We start from the raw sequence: 24,878 nt of genomic DNA, 5'->3' as shown, positions 1-24,878 counted from the left end.
GGCTTGCCCCCGTGGCGATTGCCGCCGGCTATACTTTGCGTGAGTCTAGACCGACACGGTGCGAGCCCATGCCATCAACGACCGCTTATCCCCACCTGACCGCGACCACGCCGGGCGAAACGCGGATCGCCGGCACGCGGTACAAGGTCGCCCACTTGGCGGCCGAGCACTACCAGCACGGGTGGACCGCCGAAGAGCTGCTGCGGCAACACCCGGACCTGAGGCCCGAGCAGGTGTACTCTGCGCTGGCTTACTTCTACGACCACCGCGATCCGATCCTCGCCACGCTGCGAGCCTCGGCCGCGGCGGCGGAAGCCTCCCGCGCCGGGCAAGCGCTCTCCCGAGCCTAGTTGCTCTCGCGCGGGGGCCCGAGCGACTCTCGCGCAGAGGATTCGCCGTGGCCCTCGCCGAGATGATGGACGTCCACGTCCCGGCCGCTGTGTCCGAAGGGCTGCGGCGGCTCGGCCACGATGTTCTCACGGCGCAAGCCGACGGCGCGGACCGGCTCGCCGACGACGACCTGCTGGCCCGCGCGAACGCACTCGGCCGCGTCCTCTTCACCCAAGACGACGACCTGCTGAGGATCGCCGCCCGCTGGCAGAGCGACCGAAAGCCCTTCCGCGGGATTCTTTTCGCTCACCAACTGAGCCTCGGGATTGGCCCACTGGTCGACGAATTGAACCTCGTGCTATCCGCTTGCGAAGAAGCCGACGTCGACGGGCGCGTGCTCTACCTTCCACTCCGCTAGAGACCAGCGAAGCAGCCAGTTGAGCGCCCGAGCCGCGACCGTTAGGGAGCGACCAACCCACGCCGACGCCGCGACAGGGCCTTTCGCCCGATTCGCGGCGTTTGGCGTTTTCGGGTAGATTCCGCGGGCGACGAGCACGCGCCACCGGCTCCGCCCCGCCGTAGGCAAGGCTGTGCCTGACACGCGTTTGCGGGGGAACCGGCATACGTCGCCCGAACCTCGTCAGGCACAGCCTGACCTACAGACTACAGACTCCGATGTTGAATCCAAGAAGAGTCATGAGTCGCGTGACTGCCAAGCTGCCACGAGTGTCCGTTGTCGTTGTAATTGGGGCCCTCTTGTTCCTTGCCATATGGGCTATCACTCGGGTGAACGCTATGTCGGAGTTCCGCCTCACCAGCGGAAAGACAGTGGAAGTTTCGGTTGTCTCGCACGGCGGAGAAGAGTATCTATTAGTGACACCGAAGCCGCACCCGCCCTGGGCTCGGCTGCACCTCATTGAAGTGCGAGCGGCCGCAGAAGATTCTCGCCTAGAGATTAGAGACTATTATCAAATCCTGAGCCCTCTGTCCGGCAGGCAGGTGTATGCGCGGGACTTGATCTTGAGGCCCACTGCTGCTTACCGAGAGGATTGTGAGGTTGTCCAAGTTACCTCCAAAGGTGTGGTGCCGCTAGGCCGTCTGGGTCAGCTTGAGAACTAGAGCCAGCTTCACAACCTGAGTTCCCTGCAGCTGGGGATGAAAGTCGGTTGCCCTCGCTGGGCTACAATGCCGATTGGTTTCGAGCCGGGCGCCACGGAACATAAATACCCATTCGAACCGAATGAAGTTCCTTGAGTTCGATTTGTTGCAAAAGTACTTCAGCCCACAGACTTGGTCTGATTGGCATCCTGTATTTTGCGCCGTTGCTGGATTGGTGATGCTGGTTTTTGGTGGCGCACTTGCGTGGTGCGGCGGCGCCGCATTTGTTTCCATCTTCACTAGATCAGCGGACACTCCGGCCGAACCGCCGGGGAAAGCTGACACGACGGCCATCGATGGCGACACGCCGCCTGCTCCAGGCAACAAAACACACCCGCCGATTAGTTTGATCGAGGATTCGATCTTCCCGATAAGCCACGACGTGATAAAGCCCGGCGACCCGCTTAGCCTCGCCGACGCGCATTACAGCCTAGAAGGGGGCGGAGACAGTCGCGGTAGCTATTATGCCGACCTTGCGAGAAAGAACACAACTCCATACGACCGTTGCGGGATTGGTGTATTCCACCGCCACTGGCCAGACCGTGGTTCTGAACTTGTGGGAGCTCTGTCTTTCCCCCTGACGGACGGCGATCGCGCCATCACGAGCAACCACGTAAGAAAGATCGCCGGGAGTTCGAACCGGCTGGTCTACCACAAATACTTCGAACTATGGAAGGCTGGAGAGTTCTTTGCGCTGATAAGAGACAACCAATACATAATATCTCACTCGTGGGCGCCGCTCTTGATTGATCCCGCGGCCCTTCTTCAGAACGGCGAGAACCGTGGCTTACTTCACCAACTGAAAGGCCAGCGCCTACTATACACAGTTCGGCATCCCACCAGGATAACACCGCAACCCACTGGTACGGCAAAGCTCAACCAAGGGGCGGAAGGCGAACCCGGTTGCAAGGGCGATGAATATCTTCTCGCAACCGAAATTAAGACGTCGGATGGCGTAAATATAGAATTGCGTGAGTACATGCCCACCCACGGCTGCGCTGAGTTGCAGTTCGAAGGCATTCTGGATATTGCAAACGTCGAAGGTGTTGACAAACTGATTCTTCGTGACGCAAGTTGTCTCTACCCCGCATCAACCGGTGTGCGCTGCACCGGACGCACGTCTTAATCCGAAGTCCCTTGAAGTCGCCGGACGCCATGCCCATCTCCTTCGGAGGTGGGCATGGCGCCCCGCTCCTTCTTCGTGCCCTTCGTTCCTTCGTGGTTCCCACCTCCCCTTCGTTCCGTCGTTCCTTCGTGGTTCCCACCCCCGACTCACGGCGGGGGCTCGCCGGCGGGCGTTCGGCTCAGTCCTCTTGCACGAGCACGATCGCGTCGCGCGCGGGGACCGTGCACGACAGGCTCGTGCCGTCCACCGTGTGCTCCTCGTGGGTCTCCAGCGGCCACACCTGTTGCAGACGCTTCTCAACCCGGCTCGGCAACTCCAGGCGCACCGTTTGACGCTCTGTCGACGCGTTGAACACGGCGACCGACCGGGAGTCGCCTAGCTCGCGGCTGAACGCGTAGATCGGGCCCTCGGCCTTGAGCGTGCAGAGGCGGCCGACGCGGAACGTCTCGTGCGCGCGCCGCAGCGCGACCGCGCGGCGGTAGAACTTCAGCAGGTCGTAGTCCCACTGCGACTCGTCGTGCCACGGGAACGCGCGGCGGCACTCCGGGTCGGGCCCGCCGGTCAGGCCGACCTCGTCGCCGTAGTACAGGCACGGCGCGCCGGGCATCGTCATCTGGAACAGCACGCACAGCCGCACGGCCGACTTGTCTTGGGTGATCCACGACAGGCGCGCCATGTCGTGGCTGTCGAGCATGTTCATCAGCGCGAAGTTGATCTCCCAGTCGTACAGGCCGTACATGCGGTCGATCTGCTTCGCCAGGCCGTCGGCCTCCGTGGCCTTGAAGGGCAGGTGGGGGTGGAGGTAGTCCTGTCGGAACGTGTCGGCCGCGAAGAAGCTGATCACCGGGCCGGTGAACACGTAATTCATCACCGCGTCGAACTGGTCCCCTTGCAGCCAGCGCCGCGCCTCGGACCAGATCTCGCCGCAGATGTAGGCCTCCGGGTTCTCGCCCTTCACCACCTGCCGGAACGTGCGCCAGAAGTCGTCGTCGTCGATCTCGTGCGGCACGTCCAGGCGCCAGCCGTCGATGCCCATCCGCACCCAGTGGCGGGCGACCTCGAAGATGTACTCGCGCACGGCGGGGGTGTCGGTGTTGAGCTTCGGCAGCGCGGCGAGCTCCCACCAGCACGAGTAGTTCGACGGCGTGTCCTTGTCTTTCGGGTAGGGGTTCAGCGGCCAGTCGTGCACGGTGAACCAGTCGATGTAGGGCGAGTTGCCGCCGTTCTCGAGGATATGATGGAACGGCCAGAACCCGCGGCCCGTGTGGTTGAACACCCCGTCGAGCACCACGCGGATGTCGCGGCGGTGGGCCGCGTCGAGCAGCTCTTGTAGCGCGGCGTCGCCCCCGAGGAGCGGGTCGACCGAGAAGTAGTCGTACGTGTGGTAGCGGTGCGTGGAGGCCGACGTGAAGATCGGCGTGAGGTACAGCGCGTTCACGCCGAGCTCCTCCAGGTAGTCGAGCTTGTCGACCACCCCCAGCAGGTCGCCCCCCTGGAAACCGTCGAGCGTCGGCTCGCTCCCCCACGGCTGGAACTTCAGCCCCGGCGCGTGGCGGATCCGCGAGCTCCGCGCGAAGCGGTCCGGGAACACCTGGTAGAACACCGCGTGCTTCGCCCAGTCGGGCGTGTGGATCTCGATCTCCCCCGGCGGCGGCGCCAACCCACGATTCGGTTTTTCCTCCATGATGCGAGCCGATGCCCCTTAAGTAAGCGAACGCCGCGCTGTCGGCGGCCGATGGTGTGTGTAGCTGTTGTTCCGCGCGCGGAAGCCTTTTGTATGCGCTCCCCGGGCTGACGCCACGGGGCTCCCCTCCCTTTTGTATGCGCTCCCCGGGCTGACGCCACGGGGCTCCCTCCCTTTTGTATGCGCTCCCCGGGCTGACGCCGCGGGGCTCCCTCCCCTCTCCCCTCTTCCCTCTTCCCTCTTCCCTCTTCCCTCTTCCCTCTTCCCCCCCTTCATCCCTGCAACAAGCTCTCCGCGCCGTCGATCCACACCGGCGTGCCGGTGATGTGCCCGGCGGCGTCGCTGGAGAGGAACGCGACGAGCTTGCCGATCTGGCTCGGGTCGCCCATGTCGCCTTGGGTGAGGGGCACGCTCCCTTCGGGGAACTCGATCGGCGTGTCGATCTTATCGAGGTCTTGCTTGTCGGTCTTCTCGTGGATGCCGGTGTCGAACGCGCCGGGGCAGACCACGTTGACGCGGATCTTGAACTGGGCGAGCTCTAGCGCGGCCATCTTCCCGAGCGCGAGCTGGCCCGCCTTGCTGCTGGCGTAGGCCGAGGCCCCCTCGTTGCTGAACACGCGCGTGCCGTTGACCGACGAGATCAGCGTAACGCTCGCGCCGTCGCTCTTCTTCAGGTGGGGCACGGCCGCGTGGATGGTGAGGAACGAGCCGGTCAGGTTCACGGCGATCGTTTGCGACCACTCGTCGGGGGTGAGCTCGTCGATCGGCGCCCACGTGCCGTTCGTGCCCGCGTTGGCGACGACCGTGTCGAGGCCGCCCCAGCGGTCGACGATCTGCTGGACGGCTCGCTTCATCTCGTCGGGCGAAGACACGTCGGCCGCGGCGGCCATGGCCTCGGCGCCGGACCTCTCGAGCTCACCGACGGCGTCCTCCAGGTCGGCCGCGTCGCGCGCGGTGAGCGCGACCCGCGCGCCGCACTCGGCGAGCTGGCGGGCGATCGCGCGGCCGATCCCTTCGCTCCCGCCGGTCACCCAGGCGGTTCTGCCGGCAAGAGAGATATCCATCGTCCGCCCCCGGGGTGCTGGTTGGCGCCGGCGCGCGGGCCGGCCGACTTCCACGGCCAAGCCCCGCGACACGGGCGACCGTGCTGGTTGGCGGCGGCGCACGGGGGCATTTTGTGTGCCAACACACGGCCGAAACGCCCCCCCACCCGCCGCGCGCCAACCATGGCCGATTCAGCCAGCCGGCGCACGTTTTGTGCGAGAATTGACGCCCACAGCCGCCCGCCGGATGGCCTCGGGGGCGAGCGGCCGGCGCGTCGCGCCGCAACCGGTGTAACGAAACGCTAAGCGATTGCGGCGAGGCGACTTAGGCGCCGTTTCGTGACAGGTTTCGTTACAGTGGGGGTTGTTGCGATGCGTGTCGCGTTTGTCTCGAAACCCGCCAGCAGCAGTAGGCGCCAGTCGCGGCGGCCCGTGACGACGCAAGAGAGGCGACACTGCTACTACCGGCGACGCTCGCCACGGCGCCCGAGTCCAGCCAGGCCGCAGGCCAGCAGGAGCGCGCCGGAGGGCTCCGGGGCCGCGAAAGCAGCCGACGCGGCGGCGTCGCGCCAGACCGTGTAGTCGGCCGCGTTGACCGAGCCATCGGCGTTGCCGTCGGTCTGGGGATCGCTCGACCCGTAGGCCGACGCCCAGAGGACGTAGTCGTAGACATCGACCGAGCCGTCGCCGCTGTAGTCGCCGGGCGGCGGGGCGGCGGCGGGCTCGACCGTGACGGTCGCTTCGATGCGGATCGCGTCGATGTCGATGACCGAACCGCCGCCCAGGTCGAGCGAGCCGAACACGGCCTCGGTGATGGCGGCCCGGCCGAAGCCGGCCGCGTCGACTTCGATCCGCACCCTCGCCGCCGTGCCGGTTGCCGGCTCGGCAAGTTGTTGATCGACGAGCAAGAACGGCAGCCCGCCGCTCTGCCCGGAGAGCGTGAGCGGGAAGGAATCGCCGATCAGCTCGGTCACCTCGAGCGGGGCGCCGAGCACCGTGGCGCTCACGGCGGCGACCTCGTAGCTCCAGCTGTAGCCGCTCGCGCCGAGCGCGACCGCCGACGGCGAGGTCCAGAACAGCTCGGTCTCGCCGCGCACGATGGTCTCGTCGATGGACCAAATCGCCGCGAGCGCCGGCGGCGAGACCAACAAACAAGCGGCCAACGCGGCGCCCGTCAGGCGGCCGGATCGCAGGGTCGGGCTTGGCGGCATCGGGGCGCCCCGGGGAGCTAGGCTCTCGGTCGAAACTGGGCCCCACCCGCCGGCGGGCAGAGCCGCGCTAGCTTAATCACGACGGCGCGGTAGCTCAAATTTCGCCGTCACCCCGGCGCACCCCCGCCGGCCCGCCGTGATACAATGAGTGCGAAGACCACGCAGGGCGTGGCAGGGGGCCGTCGCCCGTGACGTGGCCTCGGAGGGCCCCAACGATGAAGCAGCACAGCGTACAAGACGACTCGGCGGTGCTGGTCCGCTTGGGCGGAGCGCTCGGCGTCGGGGTAGCGGGGTTCGGCCTGTTGGTCGGCTCGCAGCTGACGGTGGGCGTCGGCCTGCTGGTGCTGACAGCGGCCACCTACGCGGCGATCGCCACCGGCAACCGACTGGTCTGACGGCGACCACATGCCGAAGAGCTAGCTTTCCCGCAGTGGCGGGCGGCTCGACCTGCGCAGTGCCGCCGACCTGACCCCGGCAAGCAGGCAGGGAGCGAAAGCCCCCGGCCGGGGGCGCGACGCGGCCACCTTGCGGCGGGTCGGGCAGGGCACGGAGTTTGCTTCGCCCGCAGCGGATCGCCCGCCGGGGCGTCGATCCGCCGAACCCCGCCTGCCCAAGCTCTTGGCCCATGTCGACTTCTCCCCCCCAGGCGCCGGACCCGGTCGAGGCGGCCGCGGCGTGGCTCTGGCGGCCGATCCGCTTCGGCGCCCGCGCGTTGAACCTGAAGGCAACCGCTAGGGAGTCGCCAGAGCGGCTTCAGGCGCTGCAGCGTCGGCGGCTGCGGAGGCTGCTGGACCGTGCGAAGCGGGGCTCGCGCTACCTGGCCGACAAGTACGCCGGCTTCTCGGCCGAGGACGCTCGCCTGGAAGACCTGCCGACGGTCAGCAAGGGCGAGATCATGGAGCACTTCGACGAGTACCTGACCGTCGACGTGTCGCGCCGCGAGGTCGAGGGATTCATGGACGACGAGGCGAACCTGGGCCGTCTGCTGCGGGACCGATTCGTCGTGAGCCACACGTCGGGGAGCACCGGCCAGCCGCTGCTGCTCGTGAAGGACGAGCGCGACGTCGAGCTGCTCTTCGCGTTGCAGGCGTCGCGGGGCAACAGCGAGGAGCTCAACTTCCGCCAGCTGGTGGCGAAGATGGCCCGGCCGGTCCGGCTGGCCGCGGTGGTGATGCAACCGGGTTTCTACCCGTCGGGCTCCGCGTTCTCTTACATGCCGCCGGAGGTGCGGCGGTTCATCGAGGTCGAGCAACTGGCGTTCAGCGAACCGGACTGGGTCGAGCGCCTCTGTGAGTTCGCGCCGACGCACCTGTCGACGTACGCGAGCATCCTGCACGAGCTGGCGCGGCTCGAGGAGGCCGGCGAGACCCGCCTGGGCGAGAGCCTGCGGCAGATCACCAACATCAGCGAGGCCCTCGCTCCCGAGGCGCGCCGGCGGTACGTCGAGCTGTTTTCGGCCGACGTGCTGGACGACTACGCCATGGGCGAGTGCCTTTTCTTGACCAACGGTTGCCGCGACACCGGCGGCATGCACGTGAACGCCGACTGGGCGATCGTCGAAGCGGTCGACGCGGACAACCGGCCGGTCCCGCCCGGCGAGCGGAGCGCGAAGGTGCTGGTCACCAACCTGGCCAACGGCGTGCAGCCCTTCATCCGCTACGAGGTCGACGACGCCGTCGTCATGGCCCAAAGCGAGTGCGGCTGCGGCAGCCGGTTGCCGCTGATCGAGAAGATCGAGGGCCGTACCTCCGACCTCTTCTATGCACGCAGCGACGGCGACCCGCGGCCATTCCATCCCGTGGTCCTCGAACAAGCCATCGGCGGCCGCACCGGCGTGCGCGAGTTCCGGCTGACCCAGAACCAGCCGGGGCGGGTCGCTATCGAGGTCGAACCCCTCGACGACGCAGCGGTCGACGCAGAGGAACTGGAGCGCGAGGTCGACCGCTTCTTGGAGGAGGGCGGCCTGAAGCACGTCGTCGACTTCGACTTGAGGCTCGTCGACGAGCTCCGCCCCGACTCCGACGGCAATAAGTTCCAGCGGATCGTCGCGAACTGGCAGCCCGAATGAGAAGCGATCCCGCCGCGCAAGCAAGAGCCTGGCCGACCGACCGCTTCACCCAGCGAGCCGATCCATCGCCCTCTGCACCCAGTCCATGCCTTGGGCGAACGTCTGCCGCTGCCAACGCGGGCTCCGCGGCGCGAAGGCGGCGGCGAGGCGCTTCCGCGCGGGGTGGTCCGGGCCGATCGTAGGGTCGCGGCGGGTCGCTCCGTTCTCTTCGATCAATGCACGCAGCATGCGGAAGCCCTGGTACGTGCCGAACTCGGCGGTCGCGTAGTGCAGCCGCGAGCCGGGGAGCACGGCCTTGAGCCAAGGGCCGAACCCGCCCTGCACCGCGTACCGGTGCTCGGACGTCGCCGCGACGATCGGCGCCGCCGGGAAGGCTTGCCGCCACCACTGGATCTCGTCGGCCGGCGCCCGCTCGGGCAGCAGCAGCTCGCCGTGGCCGAACCGGCCGAGCCCCGTGTGGAAGTCGAGCCAGACGATCTCGTCCGCGGCGCCCAGCGCATCCGGGAGCCACTCCTTGAGCCGCTGCCCCGATTCCGACAGCTCGCTGCCGCCGTAGAAGATCCAGTCGCGGTGGTCGTACTGGCCCGGCGGCAGGGTCTCCCAGAAGGCGCGCCGGCCGTGGCGGGCGGCCAGCAGGGCCATCGGCATGCTCGTGCCGGGCAGCCGCCGGCTTCCGACGAACGCGGAGCGGAAGGCCTCCACCATTGGGGCCGAGCCGCGGTAGGCCTCGCCGTCGAGCAAGAAGTTGCGGTTCAGGTCGACGTTGTCCTCGTTGAACCGCCGCCCCCACGCAAAGCCGTACGGGTTCACCGCGTGCACGAGGGCCAGCGTGCAGCCCGTCGGCGGCCGGAGCTCGCCGCCGGCCAGCCGCTCGAGCCAAGCGGTCTGGATCGCCGCGCCGAGCGGCGTCTCGACGCCGTGCACGCCGCTGCTCACGACGACCGCCTTGCGTGCCGCGTCGCCGCAGAGCACCGTGTCGATCGCCAGCGGCCGCCCGTCCGGCCCGGCCGCGCCGATCGGCAGCTCGTGGACCGACAGGCCCGCGGCCTCCGCCGCGCGGCGCAAGCGGTCGCGCGACGGCTGGTACGCCAGGGGAAAGAACCGCGAAGGATCGCCGCCGCTACTAGCCATACGCCCCCGACGAACCGATAAAGCGCCGTGCCCCGCTTAGAACCTACCAGATGCGGCGCCCGGCTGAACCCAGGCGCGTCGGACCGGGCGGGACCGGCGAGAGCGGCACAGCGGCCCCTCCGCGGCGTCTGCCCTCGCTCTTCTATTCGATCGCCGATGATCTCTTGCCCCACCGTCCGGAAGGACGTCATCCGCCGGCACTACGACGTGTCGACGCTCTTCTACCGGCTGTTGTGGGGGCGGCACATCCACCACGGCTACTGGGAAGCGGACGAGTCGCCGTCGGTCGCCCAGGAACAGCTGACGGACCGCCTCGCCGCGGCCGCGGGGCTGCGACGGGGCGACCGTGTGCTGGACATCGGGTGCGGCATGGGCGGGTCGTCGCGTCGGCTCGCGCAGCGGCTGGATTGCAGGGTGACCGGCGTGACGATCAGCCGCTTCCAGCGACGCTGGGCGGCCGCCGCGGCGTGGCGGGATCGGGTCGGCAGCCGAGCCGACTTCCTCTGCGCCGACGCCGAACGCGTCGACTTCGATCCCGAGTCGGCCGACCTCGTGTGGAGCGTCGAGTGCACCGAGCACCTGTTCGACAAGCCGGCCTTCTTCCGCCGCGCCGCCGAGTGGGTCCGCCCCGGCGGCGGGGTGGCGATCTGCGCGTGGCTCGCCGGCGAGAACCTCGACGCCGCGCAGCGGCGCCGTGTGGAGGACGTGTGCGAAGGGTTCTTCTGCCCGTCGCTGGGCACGAGCAGTGACTACCAAGGTTGGCTCGCCGACGCGGGGCTCGAGCTCACGGTCGCCGACGATTGGACACGGCGGGTCGATCGCACGTGGGAGATCTGCCGCGACCGGGTGAAGCGGTTCGGTATCCACAGAGTCGCGGGGCTGGTCGACCGGGGGCAGATCGTCTTCCTCGACCGGTTCCAGACCATCCTCGACGCGTACCGCAGCGGGGCGATGGCCTACGGCTGCTTCGTCGCCCGCAAGCCGGCTTGAGCGACGCCGCTGGCCGGAGCGGCGACTCGGCGGGAAGTGACACCGAGTACGAGTACGACAAGGTCGGCAATGTCGAGTACGTCCTCGGGCCCGACCAAGCGAGCCAGTACGAGTACGACGACCTCTACCGCCTGACGGAGCTCACGCAGTACCGGGAGGACGCGACCGAGGGGCGCCAAGGAGGCGAAGACCTGATCGCGACGTTCGAGTACGCTGTCAGAGATGATGGCAAGCGTTCTCAGGCGATCGAGACGTTCTACCAGAGCAACGGCGTGTCCACGCTGGAGACCCACACGTTCGACTGGACATACGATGAGGCGGGCCGCCTCACGACGGAGACGCTTACCTCAACCTCGTCAACGCTCGACGACTACACCGACAAGTACGGCTACGACCTGGCCGGCAACCGGCTGCGATACAAGCACGATAGCCTGACCGGGACCGATCGGCTGGTCACCTACGGCTACGACGCGAACGACCACTTGCTGTGGGAGAAGACCGACGCCGGGGCCAACGGCTCGGTCAACGAGTCGATCGTCTACTCGTACGCCGGCGTGCGGCAGTCGGGCAAGGCGACCTACAACGCCGACACCGAGGACGGGTCTGGATTTACTGCCGAGGACCGAACGACCTACTCGTACAACGCCCGCGGGCGGCTGTCGAAGGTCGAGATCGACTCGGATGGCGACACCATTGTCGACGACACAACGACCTACAAGTACGACGACAACGGCCTGCAAGTCTCGCGGACCGAATCGAGCGACACGAAGCTGTTCCTGCTCGACCGCCAGAACCCGACCGGCTACGCCCAGGTTCTGGAACAGAAAGACCTGGGAACCCAGAACGTCGAGCGGGCGTACCTGATCGGCCACGCGATCCTCGGCCAACGCGACGGCGCCCTGGCCGCGTACACGGCGCTCTTGTCCGACGGCGGCGGCTCCACCCGCGCCGTGCTCGACGCCACCGGGGCGATCGCCAACGACGAGGTCTACGCCTACGACGCCTACGGCGTGCGGCTGGACGGTCACTCCGCGGCGACCGACCACCTCTACCGAGCCGAACGCCGCGACGCCAACGGCTTCGACTACCTCCGCGCCCGCCCGTACGACTTCCGCACGGGCCGGTTCCTACGGATGGACGACTTCGCGGGCAACAGCGACGACCCGCAGTCGCTACACAAGTACCTGTACGCAAATGGGGACCCGATCAACGGACGTGATCCAAGCGGGTTGACGAATCTGACAGAACTCTCAATCACAACGAGAACGCAGAGCCAGACCAAACTGCAATCAGCGAACAACGGTGTGCGCGTTGGCGCCACAACCGCCAAAGGCCTTGTGGCGATAGCACTTCTCGAGATGCAGCGTCTGGCAAGTGGAATCGATGCGATCGAAAAGTTTCAAGCGCCTATGGCAGCTTACAACGCGTACTTGCTCTACCGTTTTCAGCAAGAGTACCGTGGCAGGAACGGTCAGGTACGGCTCAATGCAGCGATTCCGAAGATCATCGGATACCTAGGCGCCCTTCCAAGTGGTGCGGATCGTCTTCGAGGCGCGGGGATCGATTCTCTTGGCGAACCAACGGACTTCTTCGGGAACGCGCGCAAGGGGACAACGTTAGCAACGACATGGATTCCGATGACCGGTGGCTATGCGAATGATCGAAGGCTGTCGTTCGCCACCACACTGCTTGGATTCAGTTTCTCGGGGCTGACGTTCGAGAACGCGAAGCAATCGATCTTGAGCGCCATGAGACTGGCGGAGACGCAGATTCGTCAGCTGGCGAGCAATGGAGTCTCAAACAAAGGCTTGGTGAAAAATTATCTTTGGCATCACAACGAGATTCTGGGGGTAATGGAGTTGACCGACAAGGACACACACACTGCGTTTACCCACACAGGAGGAGTGCAGTTCTATCAGCTGCTTACGGACACCGTAGGCAAGTCGTATCAGCGAAACACTCTCTGATTAGCCGAGGAGTTGGAAGTGGTAATTGAAAGGTATCGAGCGGCGATGCTGGCCTACCTTGAGCACCTTGCTACGCCGAGTGTCTTGGGTGGAGATTACGCTGATTCGATTACCCGCATGGCGACACTTCAAGAACAAGCGGAGAACGGCAATGCACTAGAGCAACTTACCGATCGACAGCGTCGCGCAATTGATCAAGTTTTTGATGAGTTCGACAAGATGAACGAGCGCCCATCTAGTTGGGAATTCTACACGAACGACGCACTAGCGAACGCACCGGAATGGAGCTCGATGCGCGACAAGGCGAAGCGGGCTGTGGAGGAATTATCGAAGAGCCAGTGATCAGAACTGATCTTGGTCGATTCGAGGCGATGGCGACAATAGCGGCTTTTTGGACCCACGGACGGAGTCGCCATGGCCGGACGCCTTGTGCCGGATGGTTTGTGGGAAGAGATCGAGTCGTTGTTCCCGGTCTACAGGCCCTCGCCCGACGGGGGCCGGAAGCCGATCGACAACCGCACGGTGTTCACCGTGCTGGTGTTCCGCGCGAAGACCGGACTCGGGTGGCGCGACCTGCCGACCGAGATGGGCGCCAGCCAGTGCACCGCAAGGCGGCGGCTGAAGGAGTGGACCGAACTGGGCCTGTTCCACGCGATCGTCAAACGGCTGCTTTCACGACTCAAAGCGGACGGGCGGCTCGAACTGGCCGACGTGCTGATCGACGGCGGCCTGCTGAAGGCGCCCTGCGGCGGCGAAAATCCGGCCCCAACCCGACCGACCGCGGCCGCTCGGGCAGCAAGCTGAACGTGATGACCGACCGCCACGGCACGCCGCTGGCGGTCATCGTGTCCGCGGCGAACGACCACGACGTGCGGTTCCTGTTGCCGTTGGTCTTCTGCGAGTTCCCCCGCTTGGGCGGCGCGCCGGGCCGGCCGCGCGAGAAGCCCGCGTTGGTGTGTGCCGACACGGGTTACACCTCGAAAGACCTGCTTACCTTGCTTCATGCGTGCGGCGTCCGGGCGGAGATCCCCCAACGCGGTGATGACGCCCCAAAGGGGCTCGGCAAACGCCGCTGGCCGGTCGAGCGGGCGATCGCCTGGCTCAAGCAGCACCGGGCCGTCGGCGTCCGACGCGACCGCAAAGCCAAGCACTACGACGCCTTCGTCCAACTCGCCTCCGCCCTCATCGCTTACAAACGACTCGCCGCGAAACGGTTCTGATCAAAGGCTCGAAGACTGACATCGATTAGTGCCAACGTACCGTTGCATTTAAACAACTGAGCGACAGGCGAGAATCATCTCAATCGTTAGTCCAAGAGCCTGGTTGAGGCCGCATGGCTACTTTGTTTTTTGACCGCTGACGTGCTGACGCCGCGCAAGTCGAAATCATATAGCCCACTTTTATAGGGGCTCGCCCGTGAACGGGTTAACCGTGAGCTTCGGCGTCGGCGGCTCGTCAAAACGCCGCGGCTGTTCGCCGTAATCAAGCCCGACAATCTCCCCATCGCAAACCAGGACGGACGGACCACCGTGTTCGCTCTCCCAGGCGGAACTAAACTGGAAGTTCAGGATGAGGCCGCCCCGCCAGTCGCGACAGCAGTGCAGGCAGCCGAACGTTAGATAAGGGTATAAGTCGTCTGGCTGCTCGGGGGTAATATGCTTAAGACATCCGACCTCTCGCCGCGCTAGCGCGCCAAACCACGCGCTGCGCGAGTTGGGTCCTTCGCCAGTTAGGTCTTGCAATACCGCGAGCGGAACGATCTCGCCGTAACGCGATTCGTAGTGCAACTCGTTCGCGAGGAACTCCAATGCCTTTGCGGACGGGCGTAACTCGTCGTGTTCCTCGATATCGATCCGCAACTCGAAAGGGCCCTCGTGCATCGGCTCAGCTAAACGCTGAAAACTGGGCAACTCAACGTGGCCGACCCACTCAGAGTAATCGAAGTGGAGGCGGCCAAACGTGGGGTCATCTACGTAAAGCGGATCGTCGCCCATGATTGAGCCCTTCGCAGAAGGTTGCGGTCCGTTTAATCCTCCGCGTGAGCCGCCGGGTAGTCAAGCATATTCCTCGATGCGACGAGCTGGGCCGGCTGCTTGACGAGCGGCGCGACGTCGGGAGTGATACCGGCGTGACGACCGCCTGCTGCTTGAGTCGACGACCGGAGCGACTGCGTGGAGCACAACGTACGAGTACGGCTTGAGCGATTTTGGCACGAAGCAGACGAAGCAGGCCACGAAGTCGATCGACGGGGACACGTACGAGTACGAGTACGACAACCAGGGCCAGATGTCGCAGGTGACGGTGACAATCGGCGGCACGCTGGACCCGCAGGCTAACGAGGTCCTTCGGCTAGCTTCGGGACTGACTCCGTTAGCCTCTGCGTGACCCAGCTGCCCAAGGCGGAACGCTAGCGCAGCCGACTCTGCTCCGTCACGTACGGCGCCCTGGGGATTCCCGGCGTTACCGCTGATATACTGGCGGTTTCGCACTTTGCCGCCAATGCGACCGCGACGTCCGTGCCGCCAGAGCCCAAAGCCCGCCAGAGCATCGACGCCCAGCTCGTAGCGGCCGGATGGGTGGTCCAGGACGCCGGGCGAGCCGGGCGCTACGCGCCGCTCGACCAGCAAGACACCGCCCGCTGGGACGCGGAGCGGATCGCCGAGGCCGAGGCCCTTCTACGCCGCGCGACGTTGGCCGGCAGGCCCGGCCGGTTCCAGCTCGAGGCGTCGATCCAGTCGGCGCACGTCGCGCGGCTGAGGTCGGGGGTCGCCAACTGGCCCGTGATCGTCGGCTTCTACGACCTGCTGATGGCCGTTGCTCCGTCGGTAGGGGCGGCCGTGAGCAGGGCGGCCGCGGTGTCGCAGGCCACGGGGCCGCGGGAGTGCCTCGAGGAGCTCGACCGATTGGCGCCGGAGTGGGGCCAGCGGCTGGCGTCGTTCCAGCCGTACTGGGCCGTCCGCGGCGACGCCCTCCGCCGCGCCGGCCGACCCGCCGAGGCAGCCGACGCGTACCAACGCGCGATGGGGCTCAGCACCTGCCCGGCCGTGCGCACGCACTTGGCCGCCCAACGCTCCGCCTGCGACCGCCCCGAGGCGAGCCCCATCGCGCGACCGCCGCGGTCGACCAACAAACAGAAAGGCCTCAAGGTAGCGGCGGAGGGACTCGAACCCCCGACACGCGGATTATGATTCCGCTGCTCTAACCGACTGAGCTACGCCGCCGCGGTCGGCGCGGGTGGTTTCAGCCACCGGCCGACAGGGGAGCAGACCGCTGCGGCGGGCGTGGGTTCGCCGCCGCGGGTGTGCTCTTCCCAAGGGTCTCGAATCGTAGCTTTTCTCCGGTGGTTCGGCAACGCGTCCCCCGCCGCGTGGCCCACGCGGCTCAGGGGGTCGGTTGGCCGCTCGGCCCCGGCCGCCGGCTCGGCGCCGCCGTCGGCGATTCCCCAGGCGGGAGGAGCGTCAGACGCAGGTCGCGGTACCAGACCTCCGAGCCGTGGTCGGTCAGCATGAGCCGCCCGTCCTCGCAGGTTCCCCAACCGGGGAAGTCGGCGAACTTGGTTCGGGCGACTCGGCGGCGCCAAGCGTCGGAGCCGATCCGGCCGTCGACGACCGGCTGACCGTTGAGCCAGTGACGCACGCGGCACCGCTCGACGCGGATCCGCGCGGCGTTCCACTCGCCGGGCGGGTGGAGCGGGCGGTCGTCGGGCGGCGCGTAGATCAGGTACAGCGAGGCCGCGCCGGCGATCCGCGGCGAGCCGAACGCCGCGTCGTCGAGGATCTGGTACTCGGGCCCGAGCCACTTGTGGCCGAACCGCCGGACGCGGTACTTCACGCCGCTGTTGCCGCGGTCGGGGCTCCGCCAAGAGAACGCCAGGTCGAAGTCGCCGAACTCCCGGCGGGTGAGAAGCGAGTTCCGCCCGCCGCTGGGCGCAGCCAGGTGCAACTCGCCCCGCTCGGTCCACCACCGCCACCCGCCGGGGGGCCGGCCGCCGCCCGAGAGCGTCCACTCGTCGAACGAGCCGCCAGGAAACAAGTCGAACGACGCCCCCTCGTCGGCGAACGCGCCGGCCGCTCGCAGGCTCAGGAAAACGACAAGCACCCGGGTCGCGATAGCGGCTAGGCGTCGCATCGGCGAAAGCTCCACGAACGATTAATCGCGAATCCAGTGACCAGTAGTCAGTAACCGTGGCTACTAGCTACTACTCTACTCACCGATCGCCACGAGATACTCCTGCCGCCGGCCCCCTTCGGTGACGCCGTAGCGGTGGTACAAGCGGCCGCCGGAGGGCGTCGGCGTGGCGAACGCGCTGTCGCCGAGCTGGTTCTCCGCGACGCCGATGAAGCGATCGGGCGTGGCCCGGAAGACGTAAGTCGTGCCGCCTTCGTTGGTGGCGTACACCTTGCCGTCGACCAACAGCGGCGAGGAGCTGAACGCGCCGCCCAGGCGCTGCTTCCACATCTCCCGGCCGGTCCGTGCGTCCCAGCAGTAGGCCGTGCCGCGGTCCGATGTCGCGTACAAGTAGCCATCGCTGAGCAGCAGCGATTGCTCGTAGCACTTCACGCTGTTCTGCCACACGATGTCGTGGTCGCCGTCGAGTTCGACCGCGAGGGTGAACGGGTTGGGGTAGCCGCCGCTCGCGAACGCCAGACCGAGGGACTCGTCCCACACCATCGTGCCGCACGTGGCGCGGGACGAGCCGGGCGTCTCCCAGAGGGGCTCGCCGGTCGACGCGTCGTACGCGGCGAGGCGGCCATTGCCGCTCATCAACAGCTGCGCGCGGCCGCCGATCTGCGCGACCGCGGGGCTCGAGTAGCTGAGCCCGTCGGGGCGGGGCCGGGTCCACGCCGGCTCGCCGGTGCGCGTGTCGAGCGCGTAGAGGCCGCTCTCCGGGCCGTCGTACTCGGTCGCCACAACGACCTTGCCGCCGACCACCCGCGGCGAAGAGCCGAACCCGAACTGATACTGCTGGGGGTCGAACCCCCCGGCCCGCGCCTGCCAAAGCCGCTCGCCGTCGAGCGTGTAAGCGGTCACGTAAGCGGCGTCCGAGTTGAGCAACAGCGCGAAGACCCGCTCGCCGTCCGACGCGACGGTCGGGCTCGCGTGGGTGTTGTTGCCGTGGATCTGCTCGGGCAAGCCGCCGCGGTGCGCGGGCGCGTCGCGCAGCAGCTCGCCAGACGCTTTGTCGAAGATCAGCAGCGACTGGGTCTCTGCCGACTCATCGGCGGTCGTCAGGTAGATGCGATCGCCTACGATCGTCGGCGACGAGTGCCCGCGACCGGGCACGGGCGTGCGCCACGCGAGGTTCTCGGTCGCCGACCACTCGGCCGGCGCGGTCGCCCCGGGGGGCGCGTGGTTGTCGCCTGTGGGGCCCCGCCATTGCAGCCAGTCCTGCCCCGCCGCGGGGTAGGTGAACAAGCAAACCCAAGCAGCGGCGACAAGGCTTCGGGCAAACATACCGGCGGCGGCTCCACAGGAACGGACTCAGACCCCGCCTTTCTAAGCCGCCCAGCGGCCCGTGACCATAGACGGAACGGAAGTGCGGAATTCGGAATGCGGATTGCGGATTGGTTATGAGCCCCTGACCACTGACCACTGACCACGAACAAATCCCGCTTGCTAGACTCCACAACATGACCAACCGAGAAATCGCCGCCGCGCTAGACGAGGTCGCCGACCTGCTCGAGTTCCAAGCGGCGAACCCGTTCCGCGTGCGTGCTTACCGCAACGGCGCCCGCCGCGTGGGCGACGCGTCGCAGTCGCTGCTGGCCGTGGTCGAGGAGTCCGGGCCGGCGGCGCTGACCGAGATCGACGGCGTCGGCAAGGACCTGGCCGAGAAGATCGCCGAGCTCGCCACGACCGGCTCGCTGGCGATGCTCGACGAGCTCCGCGAACAGGTCCCGCCCGGCGTGCTCAAGCTGATGCGGGTGCCGGGCCTCGGGCCGAAGAAGGCGGCCGCGATCCACAAGGAGCTCGGCGTGGCGACGCTCGACCAGCTCAAGGCCGCCTGCGAAGCAGAGAAGGTCCGCGGGCTGAAGGGCTTCGGCAAGAAGACCGAAGAGACGATCCTCGCCGGCATCGCCCACGCCGAGAAAGCCGGCGAGCGGACCCGCTGGGCCGACGCCGACGCGGTCGTCGGGCGATTGCTGCAGCACATGGACGGCTGCCCCGCGATCCGCCGCCGCGAGCCGGCCGGCAGCTACCGGCGCGGCAAGGAGACCGTCGGCGACCTCGACCTGCTCGTCGATGTCGGCCCGGAGACCGGCCCGCGCGAGATGGACCCCGGAGCCGTCGCGCAAGCGATGGACCGCTTCGGCGATTTCGAAGGCGTGGCCGAGGTGATCGCCCGCGGCGACACGAAGATGTCCGTCCGGATGGACGGCGGCTTGCAGATCGACCTGCGGTGCGTGCCGACCGAGTCGTTCGGCGCCGCGCTGCAGTACTTCACCGGCTCGAAGGAGCACAACGTCGAGATGCGCGGCCGCGCGCGCGTTAAGGGCCTGAAGGTCAGCGAGTGGGGCGTGTTTAAAGGGGAAAGCGACGAGCGCGTAGCGGGCGAGACCGAAGAGGAGGTCTACGCGGCGCTCGGCCTGCCGCTCTTCCCGCCCGAGCTGCGTGAGCACCGGCGGGAGTTCGAGTGGGCGGAGGAGGGAGAGCTGCCGCGGCTCATCGAGCTAGGGGACCTCCGCGGCGACCTGCACATGCACACCAGCGCGACCGACGGCAAGGCGACGCTGCGCGAGATGGTCGCCGCCGCGCGCGAGCGGGGCCTGGAGTACATCGCGATCACCGACCACTCGAAGCGTGTCACGATGGCCAGCGGCCTCGACGCCGCACGGCTCCGCGAGCAGTGGAAAGAGGTCGATCGGGTCAACGAAGAGCTCGCGGTCGAGGGCGCCGAGTTCCGCGTGCTCAAGGGGATCGAGTGCGACATCCTCGAGTCGGGCGGCATGGACCTCGACGACGACGTCCTCGCCGAGGCCGACTGGGTCATCGCCAGCCTGCACTACGGCCAGAACCAGCCCCGCGCGAAGATCATGGAGCGGCTGCTCTTCGCGGTCGAGCACCCGAGCGTGTCGATCATCGCCCACCCGACCGGACGGCTGATCGGCCGGCGCCCGCCGTACGAAGTGGCCGTCGACGAGCTGATCGCCGCGGCGGCCGAGCACGGCAAGCTGCTAGAGCTGAACGCCAACCCGATGCGACTCGACCTGGACGACATCCACTGCGCCGCCGCCAAAGAAGCCGGCGTGCCGATCGTCATCTCCAGCGACGCGCACAGCCCGGCGGGCCTCGACGTGCTCCGCTACGGCGTGCTGCAGGCGCGCCGGGCGGGGCTGACGCGGGAGGATGTGGCGAATTGTCGGGGAGGTGCTAGTTGGGAGGCGCTAGGCGCTAGTTCGTGATTCGCCTCGTCTCGTAGCTACTTGCGTCAATTCGCTTGATTCGCGGGCCAGTCCGAAGTGACTTTGGCCTGCGACGAACCGTCCCTGGAAGTTCGCTCCAGCTGCTCGCGCAGGACCAGCAACACCTTGCGCCGCCGCCAACCTTGCCAATGGAGCAAGCTCAAAAGGAGAAGCGCAACTCCAAAGCAGATGGGGTAGCTCGCGGTACGTAACGACTCGTTGGACCTGAGCCCCATCAATAAGCTGGCGCAGCCCAGGCCCAGGCACAGGACACTGCTAGCCCAACTCACGTTGTTCGCCTTCGACTGGTCAGGCTGGCATTGGAGAGCTTCCGCCGAGATGGCTTGCCGGTCTTTCTCTGTCAAAGTCATTTCCAGCGGCCCGTGCCGATTGGTCTACACCGTCAAGCTACTTACGTGGCGACAGTCTAACCGAGCGGAGTGAAGCGGCGCGGACCGCAGAGCCTTTATTCGCGTCGATTCGCTTGATTCGTGGGCACACCGCCCTCCGAGGAATCCGCGCCAATCGTGGTTCGCTCCGAGGGCGGACGCCCTCGGCCCAGGCGCGTTCGCCGTGGTTGGGAATCCGACGGCTTCGCTGGAAAGTCGGGGTCCACCCCCGGTACAATCGCGGCATGGACACCGCCAGCCAAATCACCGACTTCGCCAACTTCGCGATGAGCCAGCTGCAGGCACAACGGAAGGCGTCGATCGACGACCTGTACCTGGAGTGGCGCACCGAGGTGTTTCGAGACGTCGACGCCGCGGCGGTCATGGCATCGGTGCGTGACGTCGAAGCGGGCGAGCGGGGACGTCCCGTAGCCGAGTTCTTGCGGGAGTTCGACGCCGCTCGGGGCGATGCTTCGTGACGCTCCCGGTTCGGATGCTGCCGCGCGCGGAATCGGACTTCGGGAGCATTCTCGCTTACATCGAACAGCGTTCCGGAACCGGCGCGCGGAGTTGGCGTGACGCGTTCGAGTCCCGGGTCGCCCTGCTGGCTCAACAGCCACTGTCGGGCGGTCAAGCCGCTGAAGATGAGCTTGCCGAGATCGAGATTCGCGAGGTCTTCTTCAAAACCCATCACGGCCTTCCCTACCGGATTGTCTACACATTTCTTGGCGACGAGATCCTCATCCTCCGGATTCGAGGCCCCGGTCAACCTCCGCTCGCAAAAGACGAGTTCCCCCCGGCTTGATTGCTAGTCCACCCCTGCGTGGAATCCGTGCCATCCGTGGTTCGCTCCGAGGGCTGATGCCCTCGGCTCAGGCGGCCACCGGCTGGCTCAGCCGATCACGTGCTTCTCGGCCTTGCGCCAGTAGCGGCTGAAGCGTTTCAGGTCGACGCGGCCGGGCAGCTCGACGAAGGGCTCGGGGTCGAGCCACTGGGCGCCGAGCTCTTCTCCCTGCCGCTTGATCCGTGGGAGCGGGCAGCGGGCGGTTTGGATCGTGTCGGCGTGGTGCCTCTCGGCGAACGCGCGGACCTCGGTCACGACGTCCCCCTTGCGGATCTCCACGCCGGGCAGCTCGAGCAGGCACTCGTACAGGAACACGATCCGCTTGAGCGACAGCCGCTCGCGCGCGATCCACTCTTCGTCGAAAACAAAGAGCGTCGGCACGCCTTCCCGAAGCCACGCGGGGGAGAGCATCTCGTCGTGGAGCCAGGTGATAGGCATGAGGCGCGAGGCGTGAGGCGCGAGTTGTTAGGGTGGTGAGAAGCCGCGTTCGACGCCGCGTGCGCGGGTGGGCGCCAAGCGCCTAGCGCCTAGCGCCTCTCGAACAACCTCTCGTTCAGTTCGTCATACGATCCCGCGAACGGCCGCTGACCTCCCGGCCCTACGCCCTGCAACCTGCCGCCTGTCACCTTCACAAGGTTCTCCTCGTTGAAGAGATACGGCTTCGGGCCGAACGTGCTGGCGACCCATTGCCACGACAGGTTGTTCGACGCGAGGTCGCCGTCGAGAAGGTGCGACAGCATCCACGCCGCGCCCGCCTGCCACTTCACGCGGCGCCAGTGGACCACGTAGGCGGCGATCTTCATCCGCAGTTGGTTGTGCAGGTAGCCGGTCTCGTGGAGCGTGTGGACCGTGTGGTCGACGAAGTCGTTGCCGGTCTCGCCGCGCAGGAAGTCTTCGGGCAGCTCGTCGGCGTAGTGGTCGGCGTGGTAGCCGGTCTTCCACTCTTCGAGGTCGTCCCACACATCGTCGCCGATGTCGTCGAGCACGCGGCGGTAGTAGTCGCGCCAGGCGAGCTCTTGCAGCAGCTTGTACGCGGCGCGGGGCGAGCCGGCGGTTTCGATGACGAGGTCGCGCGTCTCGGCGAGGCCGACGACGCCGTGCCGCAGGTACGGCGACAGACCCGTTACCGCGCCATCAAGCGCGTTGCGGGTGCGGCCGTACCGCGGCGGGTCGACCTCGGCCAGGCGCGCTTCGGCCGCGCACGGGCCGCCGCGGGTCGCGGACACGTGGTCGTCGACCTCGGCGGCCGCCGGGAACACGTCGCGGCAGTAGGCGACAAGCTCGTCGCGGTCCGCAAAGTCGCGACGCAGAGGTTCGCTGTGCAGGGCGTCGGGGCGTCGGGCGCCGCCGCTGGTGTCGGTCGATCCGGCCATGCGGGATGCTAAGCCGATGCGGCCGAGCGACCAGGGGGCGACCGGCTGCCGCGGCGGGGCGCGGGTGGTTACGATGTTCAGACAATCCGAGTCTGAGTCCCGTTCCTTGGCGGAGGAGCCCTGCCGTGCGTCTGCTACTTGCCTGCCCGTCGATCGCCCTGCTGCTGCTCGTCGCGACCCACGCGCCGGCGCAAGAGGCCGATGCGGTCGAAGAGAGCCCCGCCGCCGAGGCGCCGGCCGAGACCGCCGAGGGCGATGCCGCCACGTCCGACAGCCAGCCGGCTGCAACCAACGAGGCGGCCGAAGGGACGGCCGAGCCGTCGCCCGAAGGATCGGCCGCAGAAGCGGACCAACCGGCGACCGCCGAAGAGCAACCAGCCGAAGCCGCCGAGGCGGCCGAAACCTCTGGTGAGCCAGAAGCCGAGGCAGACCAGCCGCCGGCGACCGACGATCCCGCTACCGACGATCCCCCTGCCAACGAATCGGCGCCCGTCGAAGAGGCGCCCGCTACGGAGCCGCCCACTACGGAGGAGCCCTCGGCCGACGCCGCTGAAGCCGACACACCGGAGGAGGACGCCGCCGAAGACGCCGCGACCGCCGAAGAGGACGCAGCCGAAGACGAGGCCGCCGAAGACGAGGCTGCCGAAGCAGACGCAGACGAAGCAGACGCAGACGAAGAGGCCCCCGCGGGAACCGACTGGGCCGGCCTCGCCGAGCGCGCTCCCGCGTTCCTCGCGCTGATGCACCACGCGGCGGTCCACCTGCCGATCGCGTTGTGGATCTTCGGCGCGGTGTTTGTGGTGATCGGCGTGGTCGTGCCGTCGCTGCGGACGCAGATCCCGCTGGCGAGCCTGCTGTTCGGCACGATCACCTCCGTGGCCGCGACCGCCACCGGCTGGTGGTACGCGGAGCACGTGTACGGCGACATGTGGACCTGGGGCGACGAGCTAGGAGACTTCTCCGAGCACCTCGTGAAGCACCGCTGGACCGCGGTTGCGTTGCTCTTCGTGTCGACCGTGTTGTCGATCCTGGCGGTCGTCAATCAAGCCAAGAAGAGCAAGACCCTCGGCGTGATCTGGCGGCTCGGGCTGATCGGCCTCGCGCTAGCGGTCGCGTGGGAAGGCCACATCGGCGGCGAGATCATCCACGGCGAGGGCTTCCTCGAAGACGCCTACCAAGAGTGGGTCAACCCCGAAGGCTGATCCCCAAACGGCGGCTCCCCCAGCGGCGCGCCGCCGAGCGGCGGGTCACCCAGCGGCGATTCGCCGAGCGGCGCGCCGGCCGCCGCGTCGATCGGCTTCATCTCCTCCAGCGACGGCAGCCAGAACTCGATGTCGCCCGGCGGGCCGTCTGGGTCGATCCGGTCGGCCTGGATCCGGCCGACCACGTGGCCGATCGCCGCGCCGGTGAGCGAGAACAGCGCGTCGCCCTGCGGCAGGAACAACGCGGCTTGGCCGCCGACCTCGCGGCCCAGCTGCGGCGTGAGCACGCGGCGGGCTTCGGCGCGCTCTTCGAGGGTGCCGTGCTCGTCGACGTGCTCGAACACGACCTCCTTGGCCCGCGCCTCGTGCACCAGGCCCACCAGCGGCAGCAGCTTCGTGGCCGAGTACAGGCCCGGGTGCGACCGGCGGTGCGTGTCGTACGCCTGCGCGGCTTGCTCCATCGCCAGGGCGGGCACGTCGGAGTACACGTGCACCGTGTCGGTGAACGGGTTGTACCAGTCGCCGCCGAACACGCGCCCGGGGAGGACCGAGTAGCCGAGCGTGTAGACCACGCCCACCGTGGCCCGCCACGGCAGGCCGACGCGGTCGTTCTTCGCTAGCCGGCGCCACTCGCCGATTGGGTCGTACTGGTTGACCCGCACCATCACGCCGTCGACGTCGCGGGCGGCGAGCAGCTCGGTCGTCTCGGCGACGGTCTCGGGCGACACGTCGTGGTTGTCGGCGCGGCGGTCGAGCAGCAGCAGCTTGTTGGGCACGCCGACGACCCAGCCGATGCCGTCGAGCAGCTCGCGCGGCTCGCCCCGCTGGACCTCCACGGCGATCGAAGACTCGGCCGCCGCCGGCCCCTCGGCCGACGCATCCGGCGCCTGGGCGGTCGCCGCGCCGGCGGCCGCCAGGCCCACTAGCAGAGCTATCAGGAACACTTCACCCTCCGGGCC

Annotated in this window: 26 protein-coding genes and 1 tRNA gene; 15 read left to right on the top strand and 12 right to left on the bottom strand. The window is 67.4% G+C overall.

Annotated features, from left to right (window positions below):
* Positions 1-68 precede the first annotated feature (68 nt).
* The 3 genes from RIC11_RS12905 (at position 69) to RIC11_RS12895 (ending at position 2,614) form a co-directional block, all read left to right on the top strand.
* Positions 69-350 carry a DUF433 domain-containing protein gene (locus RIC11_RS12905; RefSeq protein WP_350211873.1) on the top strand — a complete coding sequence of 94 codons (282 nt, stop codon included), beginning with the start codon at positions 69-71 and terminating at the stop codon, positions 348-350.
* Between the two features lie 47 nt (positions 351-397).
* The gene (locus RIC11_RS12900; protein ID WP_350211871.1) at positions 398-748 is read left to right on the top strand and encodes a DUF5615 family PIN-like protein; all 351 of its coding nucleotides are present in this window, start codon (positions 398-400) and stop codon (positions 746-748) included.
* Between the two features lie 822 nt (positions 749-1,570).
* Positions 1,571-2,614, top strand: a complete 1,044-nt coding sequence (locus RIC11_RS12895; RefSeq protein ID WP_350211869.1) for a hypothetical protein — start codon at positions 1,571-1,573, stop codon at positions 2,612-2,614.
* A gap of 178 nt (positions 2,615-2,792) precedes the next feature.
* Here the strand turns inward: RIC11_RS12895 and RIC11_RS12890 are convergent, their stop codons facing one another.
* The 3 genes from RIC11_RS12890 to RIC11_RS12880 all read right to left on the bottom strand — a co-directional run bounded on the left by RIC11_RS12890 (position 2,793) and on the right by RIC11_RS12880 (position 6,552).
* Positions 2,793-4,298, bottom strand: coding sequence for a glycoside hydrolase family 13 protein (locus tag RIC11_RS12890; protein ID WP_350211867.1), 1,506 nt, complete (start codon positions 4,296-4,298; stop codon positions 2,793-2,795).
* 272 nt (positions 4,299-4,570) lie between these two features.
* Positions 4,571-5,362: an SDR family oxidoreductase gene (locus tag RIC11_RS12885; RefSeq protein ID WP_350211865.1), complete on the bottom strand. Its 792-nt coding sequence runs from the start codon at positions 5,360-5,362 to the stop codon at positions 4,571-4,573.
* A gap of 440 nt (positions 5,363-5,802) precedes the next feature.
* The gene (locus tag RIC11_RS12880) at positions 5,803-6,552 is read right to left on the bottom strand and encodes a hypothetical protein (protein ID WP_350211863.1); all 750 of its coding nucleotides are present in this window, start codon (positions 6,550-6,552) and stop codon (positions 5,803-5,805) included.
* A gap of 215 nt (positions 6,553-6,767) precedes the next feature.
* Here RIC11_RS12880 and RIC11_RS12875 point away from each other — a divergent pair, with 215 nt between their 5' ends.
* Positions 6,768-6,947, top strand: coding sequence for a hypothetical protein (locus RIC11_RS12875; protein WP_350211861.1), 180 nt, complete (start codon positions 6,768-6,770; stop codon positions 6,945-6,947).
* Between the two features lie 230 nt (positions 6,948-7,177).
* On the top strand, positions 7,178-8,620 hold the full coding sequence (locus RIC11_RS12870; RefSeq protein ID WP_350211859.1) for a phenylacetate--CoA ligase family protein: 1,443 nt from the start codon (positions 7,178-7,180) through the stop codon (positions 8,618-8,620).
* Positions 8,621-8,665: 45 nt separating this feature from the next.
* Here the strand turns inward: RIC11_RS12870 and RIC11_RS12865 are convergent, their stop codons facing one another.
* A complete protein-coding gene (locus tag RIC11_RS12865) occupies positions 8,666-9,751 on the bottom strand; it encodes a DUF2817 domain-containing protein (protein ID WP_350211857.1) in 1,086 nt (361 codons plus the stop codon).
* A 156-nt stretch (positions 9,752-9,907) separates the two neighbouring features.
* Between RIC11_RS12865 and RIC11_RS12860 the strand changes: the two genes are divergently transcribed.
* The 5 genes from RIC11_RS12860 to RIC11_RS12840 all read left to right on the top strand — a co-directional run bounded on the left by RIC11_RS12860 (position 9,908) and on the right by RIC11_RS12840 (position 13,928).
* Complete coding sequence (locus tag RIC11_RS12860; RefSeq protein ID WP_350211855.1) at positions 9,908-10,741, top strand: class I SAM-dependent methyltransferase; 834 nt, start codon at positions 9,908-9,910, stop codon at positions 10,739-10,741.
* A complete protein-coding gene (locus RIC11_RS12855) occupies positions 10,738-12,708 on the top strand; it encodes an RHS repeat-associated core domain-containing protein (RefSeq protein WP_350211853.1) in 1,971 nt (656 codons plus the stop codon). The genes RIC11_RS12860 and RIC11_RS12855 overlap by 4 nt, the downstream gene beginning before the upstream one ends.
* A gap of 45 nt (positions 12,709-12,753) precedes the next feature.
* Complete coding sequence (locus RIC11_RS12850) at positions 12,754-13,050, top strand: hypothetical protein (RefSeq protein WP_350211851.1); 297 nt, start codon at positions 12,754-12,756, stop codon at positions 13,048-13,050.
* Positions 13,051-13,122: 72 nt separating this feature from the next.
* Positions 13,123-13,512: a transposase gene (locus tag RIC11_RS12845; protein WP_350211849.1), complete on the top strand. Its 390-nt coding sequence runs from the start codon at positions 13,123-13,125 to the stop codon at positions 13,510-13,512.
* 5 nt (positions 13,513-13,517) lie between these two features.
* On the top strand, positions 13,518-13,928 hold the full coding sequence (locus tag RIC11_RS12840) for a transposase (RefSeq protein WP_350211847.1): 411 nt from the start codon (positions 13,518-13,520) through the stop codon (positions 13,926-13,928).
* Positions 13,929-14,108: 180 nt separating this feature from the next.
* Here RIC11_RS12840 and RIC11_RS12835 read toward each other — a convergent pair whose 3' ends face one another.
* Positions 14,109-14,702, bottom strand: coding sequence for a hypothetical protein (locus RIC11_RS12835; RefSeq protein ID WP_350211843.1), 594 nt, complete (start codon positions 14,700-14,702; stop codon positions 14,109-14,111).
* Between the two features lie 202 nt (positions 14,703-14,904).
* Here RIC11_RS12835 and RIC11_RS12830 point away from each other — a divergent pair, with 202 nt between their 5' ends.
* A complete protein-coding gene (locus RIC11_RS12830) occupies positions 14,905-15,093 on the top strand; it encodes a hypothetical protein (RefSeq protein ID WP_350211841.1) in 189 nt (62 codons plus the stop codon).
* A 409-nt stretch (positions 15,094-15,502) separates the two neighbouring features.
* Here RIC11_RS12830 and RIC11_RS12825 read toward each other — a convergent pair whose 3' ends face one another.
* From RIC11_RS12825 to RIC11_RS12810, 4 genes are all read right to left on the bottom strand, one after another.
* Positions 15,503-15,838 carry a hypothetical protein gene (locus RIC11_RS12825; RefSeq protein ID WP_350211839.1) on the bottom strand — a complete coding sequence of 112 codons (336 nt, stop codon included), beginning with the start codon at positions 15,836-15,838 and terminating at the stop codon, positions 15,503-15,505.
* A gap of 17 nt (positions 15,839-15,855) precedes the next feature.
* Positions 15,856-15,929 (bottom strand) — tRNA-Met (locus RIC11_RS12820).
* A 160-nt stretch (positions 15,930-16,089) separates the two neighbouring features.
* Complete coding sequence (locus tag RIC11_RS12815) at positions 16,090-16,836, bottom strand: 3-keto-disaccharide hydrolase (RefSeq protein ID WP_350211837.1); 747 nt, start codon at positions 16,834-16,836, stop codon at positions 16,090-16,092.
* A gap of 75 nt (positions 16,837-16,911) precedes the next feature.
* On the bottom strand, positions 16,912-18,162 hold the full coding sequence (locus RIC11_RS12810; protein ID WP_350211835.1) for an outer membrane protein assembly factor BamB family protein: 1,251 nt from the start codon (positions 18,160-18,162) through the stop codon (positions 16,912-16,914).
* Between the two features lie 176 nt (positions 18,163-18,338).
* Here RIC11_RS12810 and polX point away from each other — a divergent pair, with 176 nt between their 5' ends.
* The 3 genes from polX to RIC11_RS12795 all read left to right on the top strand — a co-directional run bounded on the left by polX (position 18,339) and on the right by RIC11_RS12795 (position 21,305).
* On the top strand, positions 18,339-20,111 hold the full coding sequence (gene polX / locus RIC11_RS12805) for a DNA polymerase/3'-5' exonuclease PolX (RefSeq protein WP_350211833.1): 1,773 nt from the start codon (positions 18,339-18,341) through the stop codon (positions 20,109-20,111).
* Between the two features lie 634 nt (positions 20,112-20,745).
* Positions 20,746-20,979 (top strand): hypothetical protein, encoded by a 234-nt coding sequence (locus tag RIC11_RS12800; RefSeq protein ID WP_350211831.1) that lies wholly within the window; start codon positions 20,746-20,748, stop codon positions 20,977-20,979.
* Complete coding sequence (locus RIC11_RS12795; protein ID WP_350211829.1) at positions 20,976-21,305, top strand: type II toxin-antitoxin system RelE/ParE family toxin; 330 nt, start codon at positions 20,976-20,978, stop codon at positions 21,303-21,305. Before RIC11_RS12800 ends, RIC11_RS12795 begins: the two co-directional genes overlap by 4 nt.
* Positions 21,306-21,392: 87 nt before the next feature.
* On the opposite strand, the gene RIC11_RS12790 is transcribed toward RIC11_RS12795, so the two are convergent.
* Together RIC11_RS12790 and RIC11_RS12785 are read right to left on the bottom strand one after the other, a co-directional pair.
* Positions 21,393-21,782, bottom strand: a complete 390-nt coding sequence (locus tag RIC11_RS12790) for a hypothetical protein (RefSeq protein WP_350211827.1) — start codon at positions 21,780-21,782, stop codon at positions 21,393-21,395.
* 89 nt (positions 21,783-21,871) lie between these two features.
* Complete coding sequence (locus RIC11_RS12785) at positions 21,872-22,717, bottom strand: FAD-binding domain-containing protein (protein WP_350211825.1); 846 nt, start codon at positions 22,715-22,717, stop codon at positions 21,872-21,874.
* Positions 22,718-22,842: 125 nt separating this feature from the next.
* On the opposite strand from RIC11_RS12785, the gene RIC11_RS12780 reads away from it, so the two are divergent.
* Positions 22,843-23,919: a DUF2231 domain-containing protein gene (locus tag RIC11_RS12780; RefSeq protein ID WP_350211823.1), complete on the top strand. Its 1,077-nt coding sequence runs from the start codon at positions 22,843-22,845 to the stop codon at positions 23,917-23,919.
* Here the strand turns inward: RIC11_RS12780 and RIC11_RS12775 are convergent.
* On the bottom strand, positions 23,889-24,863 hold the full coding sequence (locus RIC11_RS12775) for a hypothetical protein (RefSeq protein WP_350211821.1): 975 nt from the start codon (positions 24,861-24,863) through the stop codon (positions 23,889-23,891). The genes RIC11_RS12780 and RIC11_RS12775 overlap by 31 nt on opposite strands.
* Positions 24,864-24,878 lie beyond the last annotated feature (15 nt).

Origin of the sequence: Botrimarina sp. (assembly GCF_040219535.1) — a bacterium.
GTDB lineage: Bacteria > Planctomycetota > Planctomycetia > Pirellulales > Lacipirellulaceae > Botrimarina.
The sequence above is the reverse complement of the archived record's forward strand: the minus strand, read 5'-3'. Positions and strand labels throughout refer to the sequence as shown.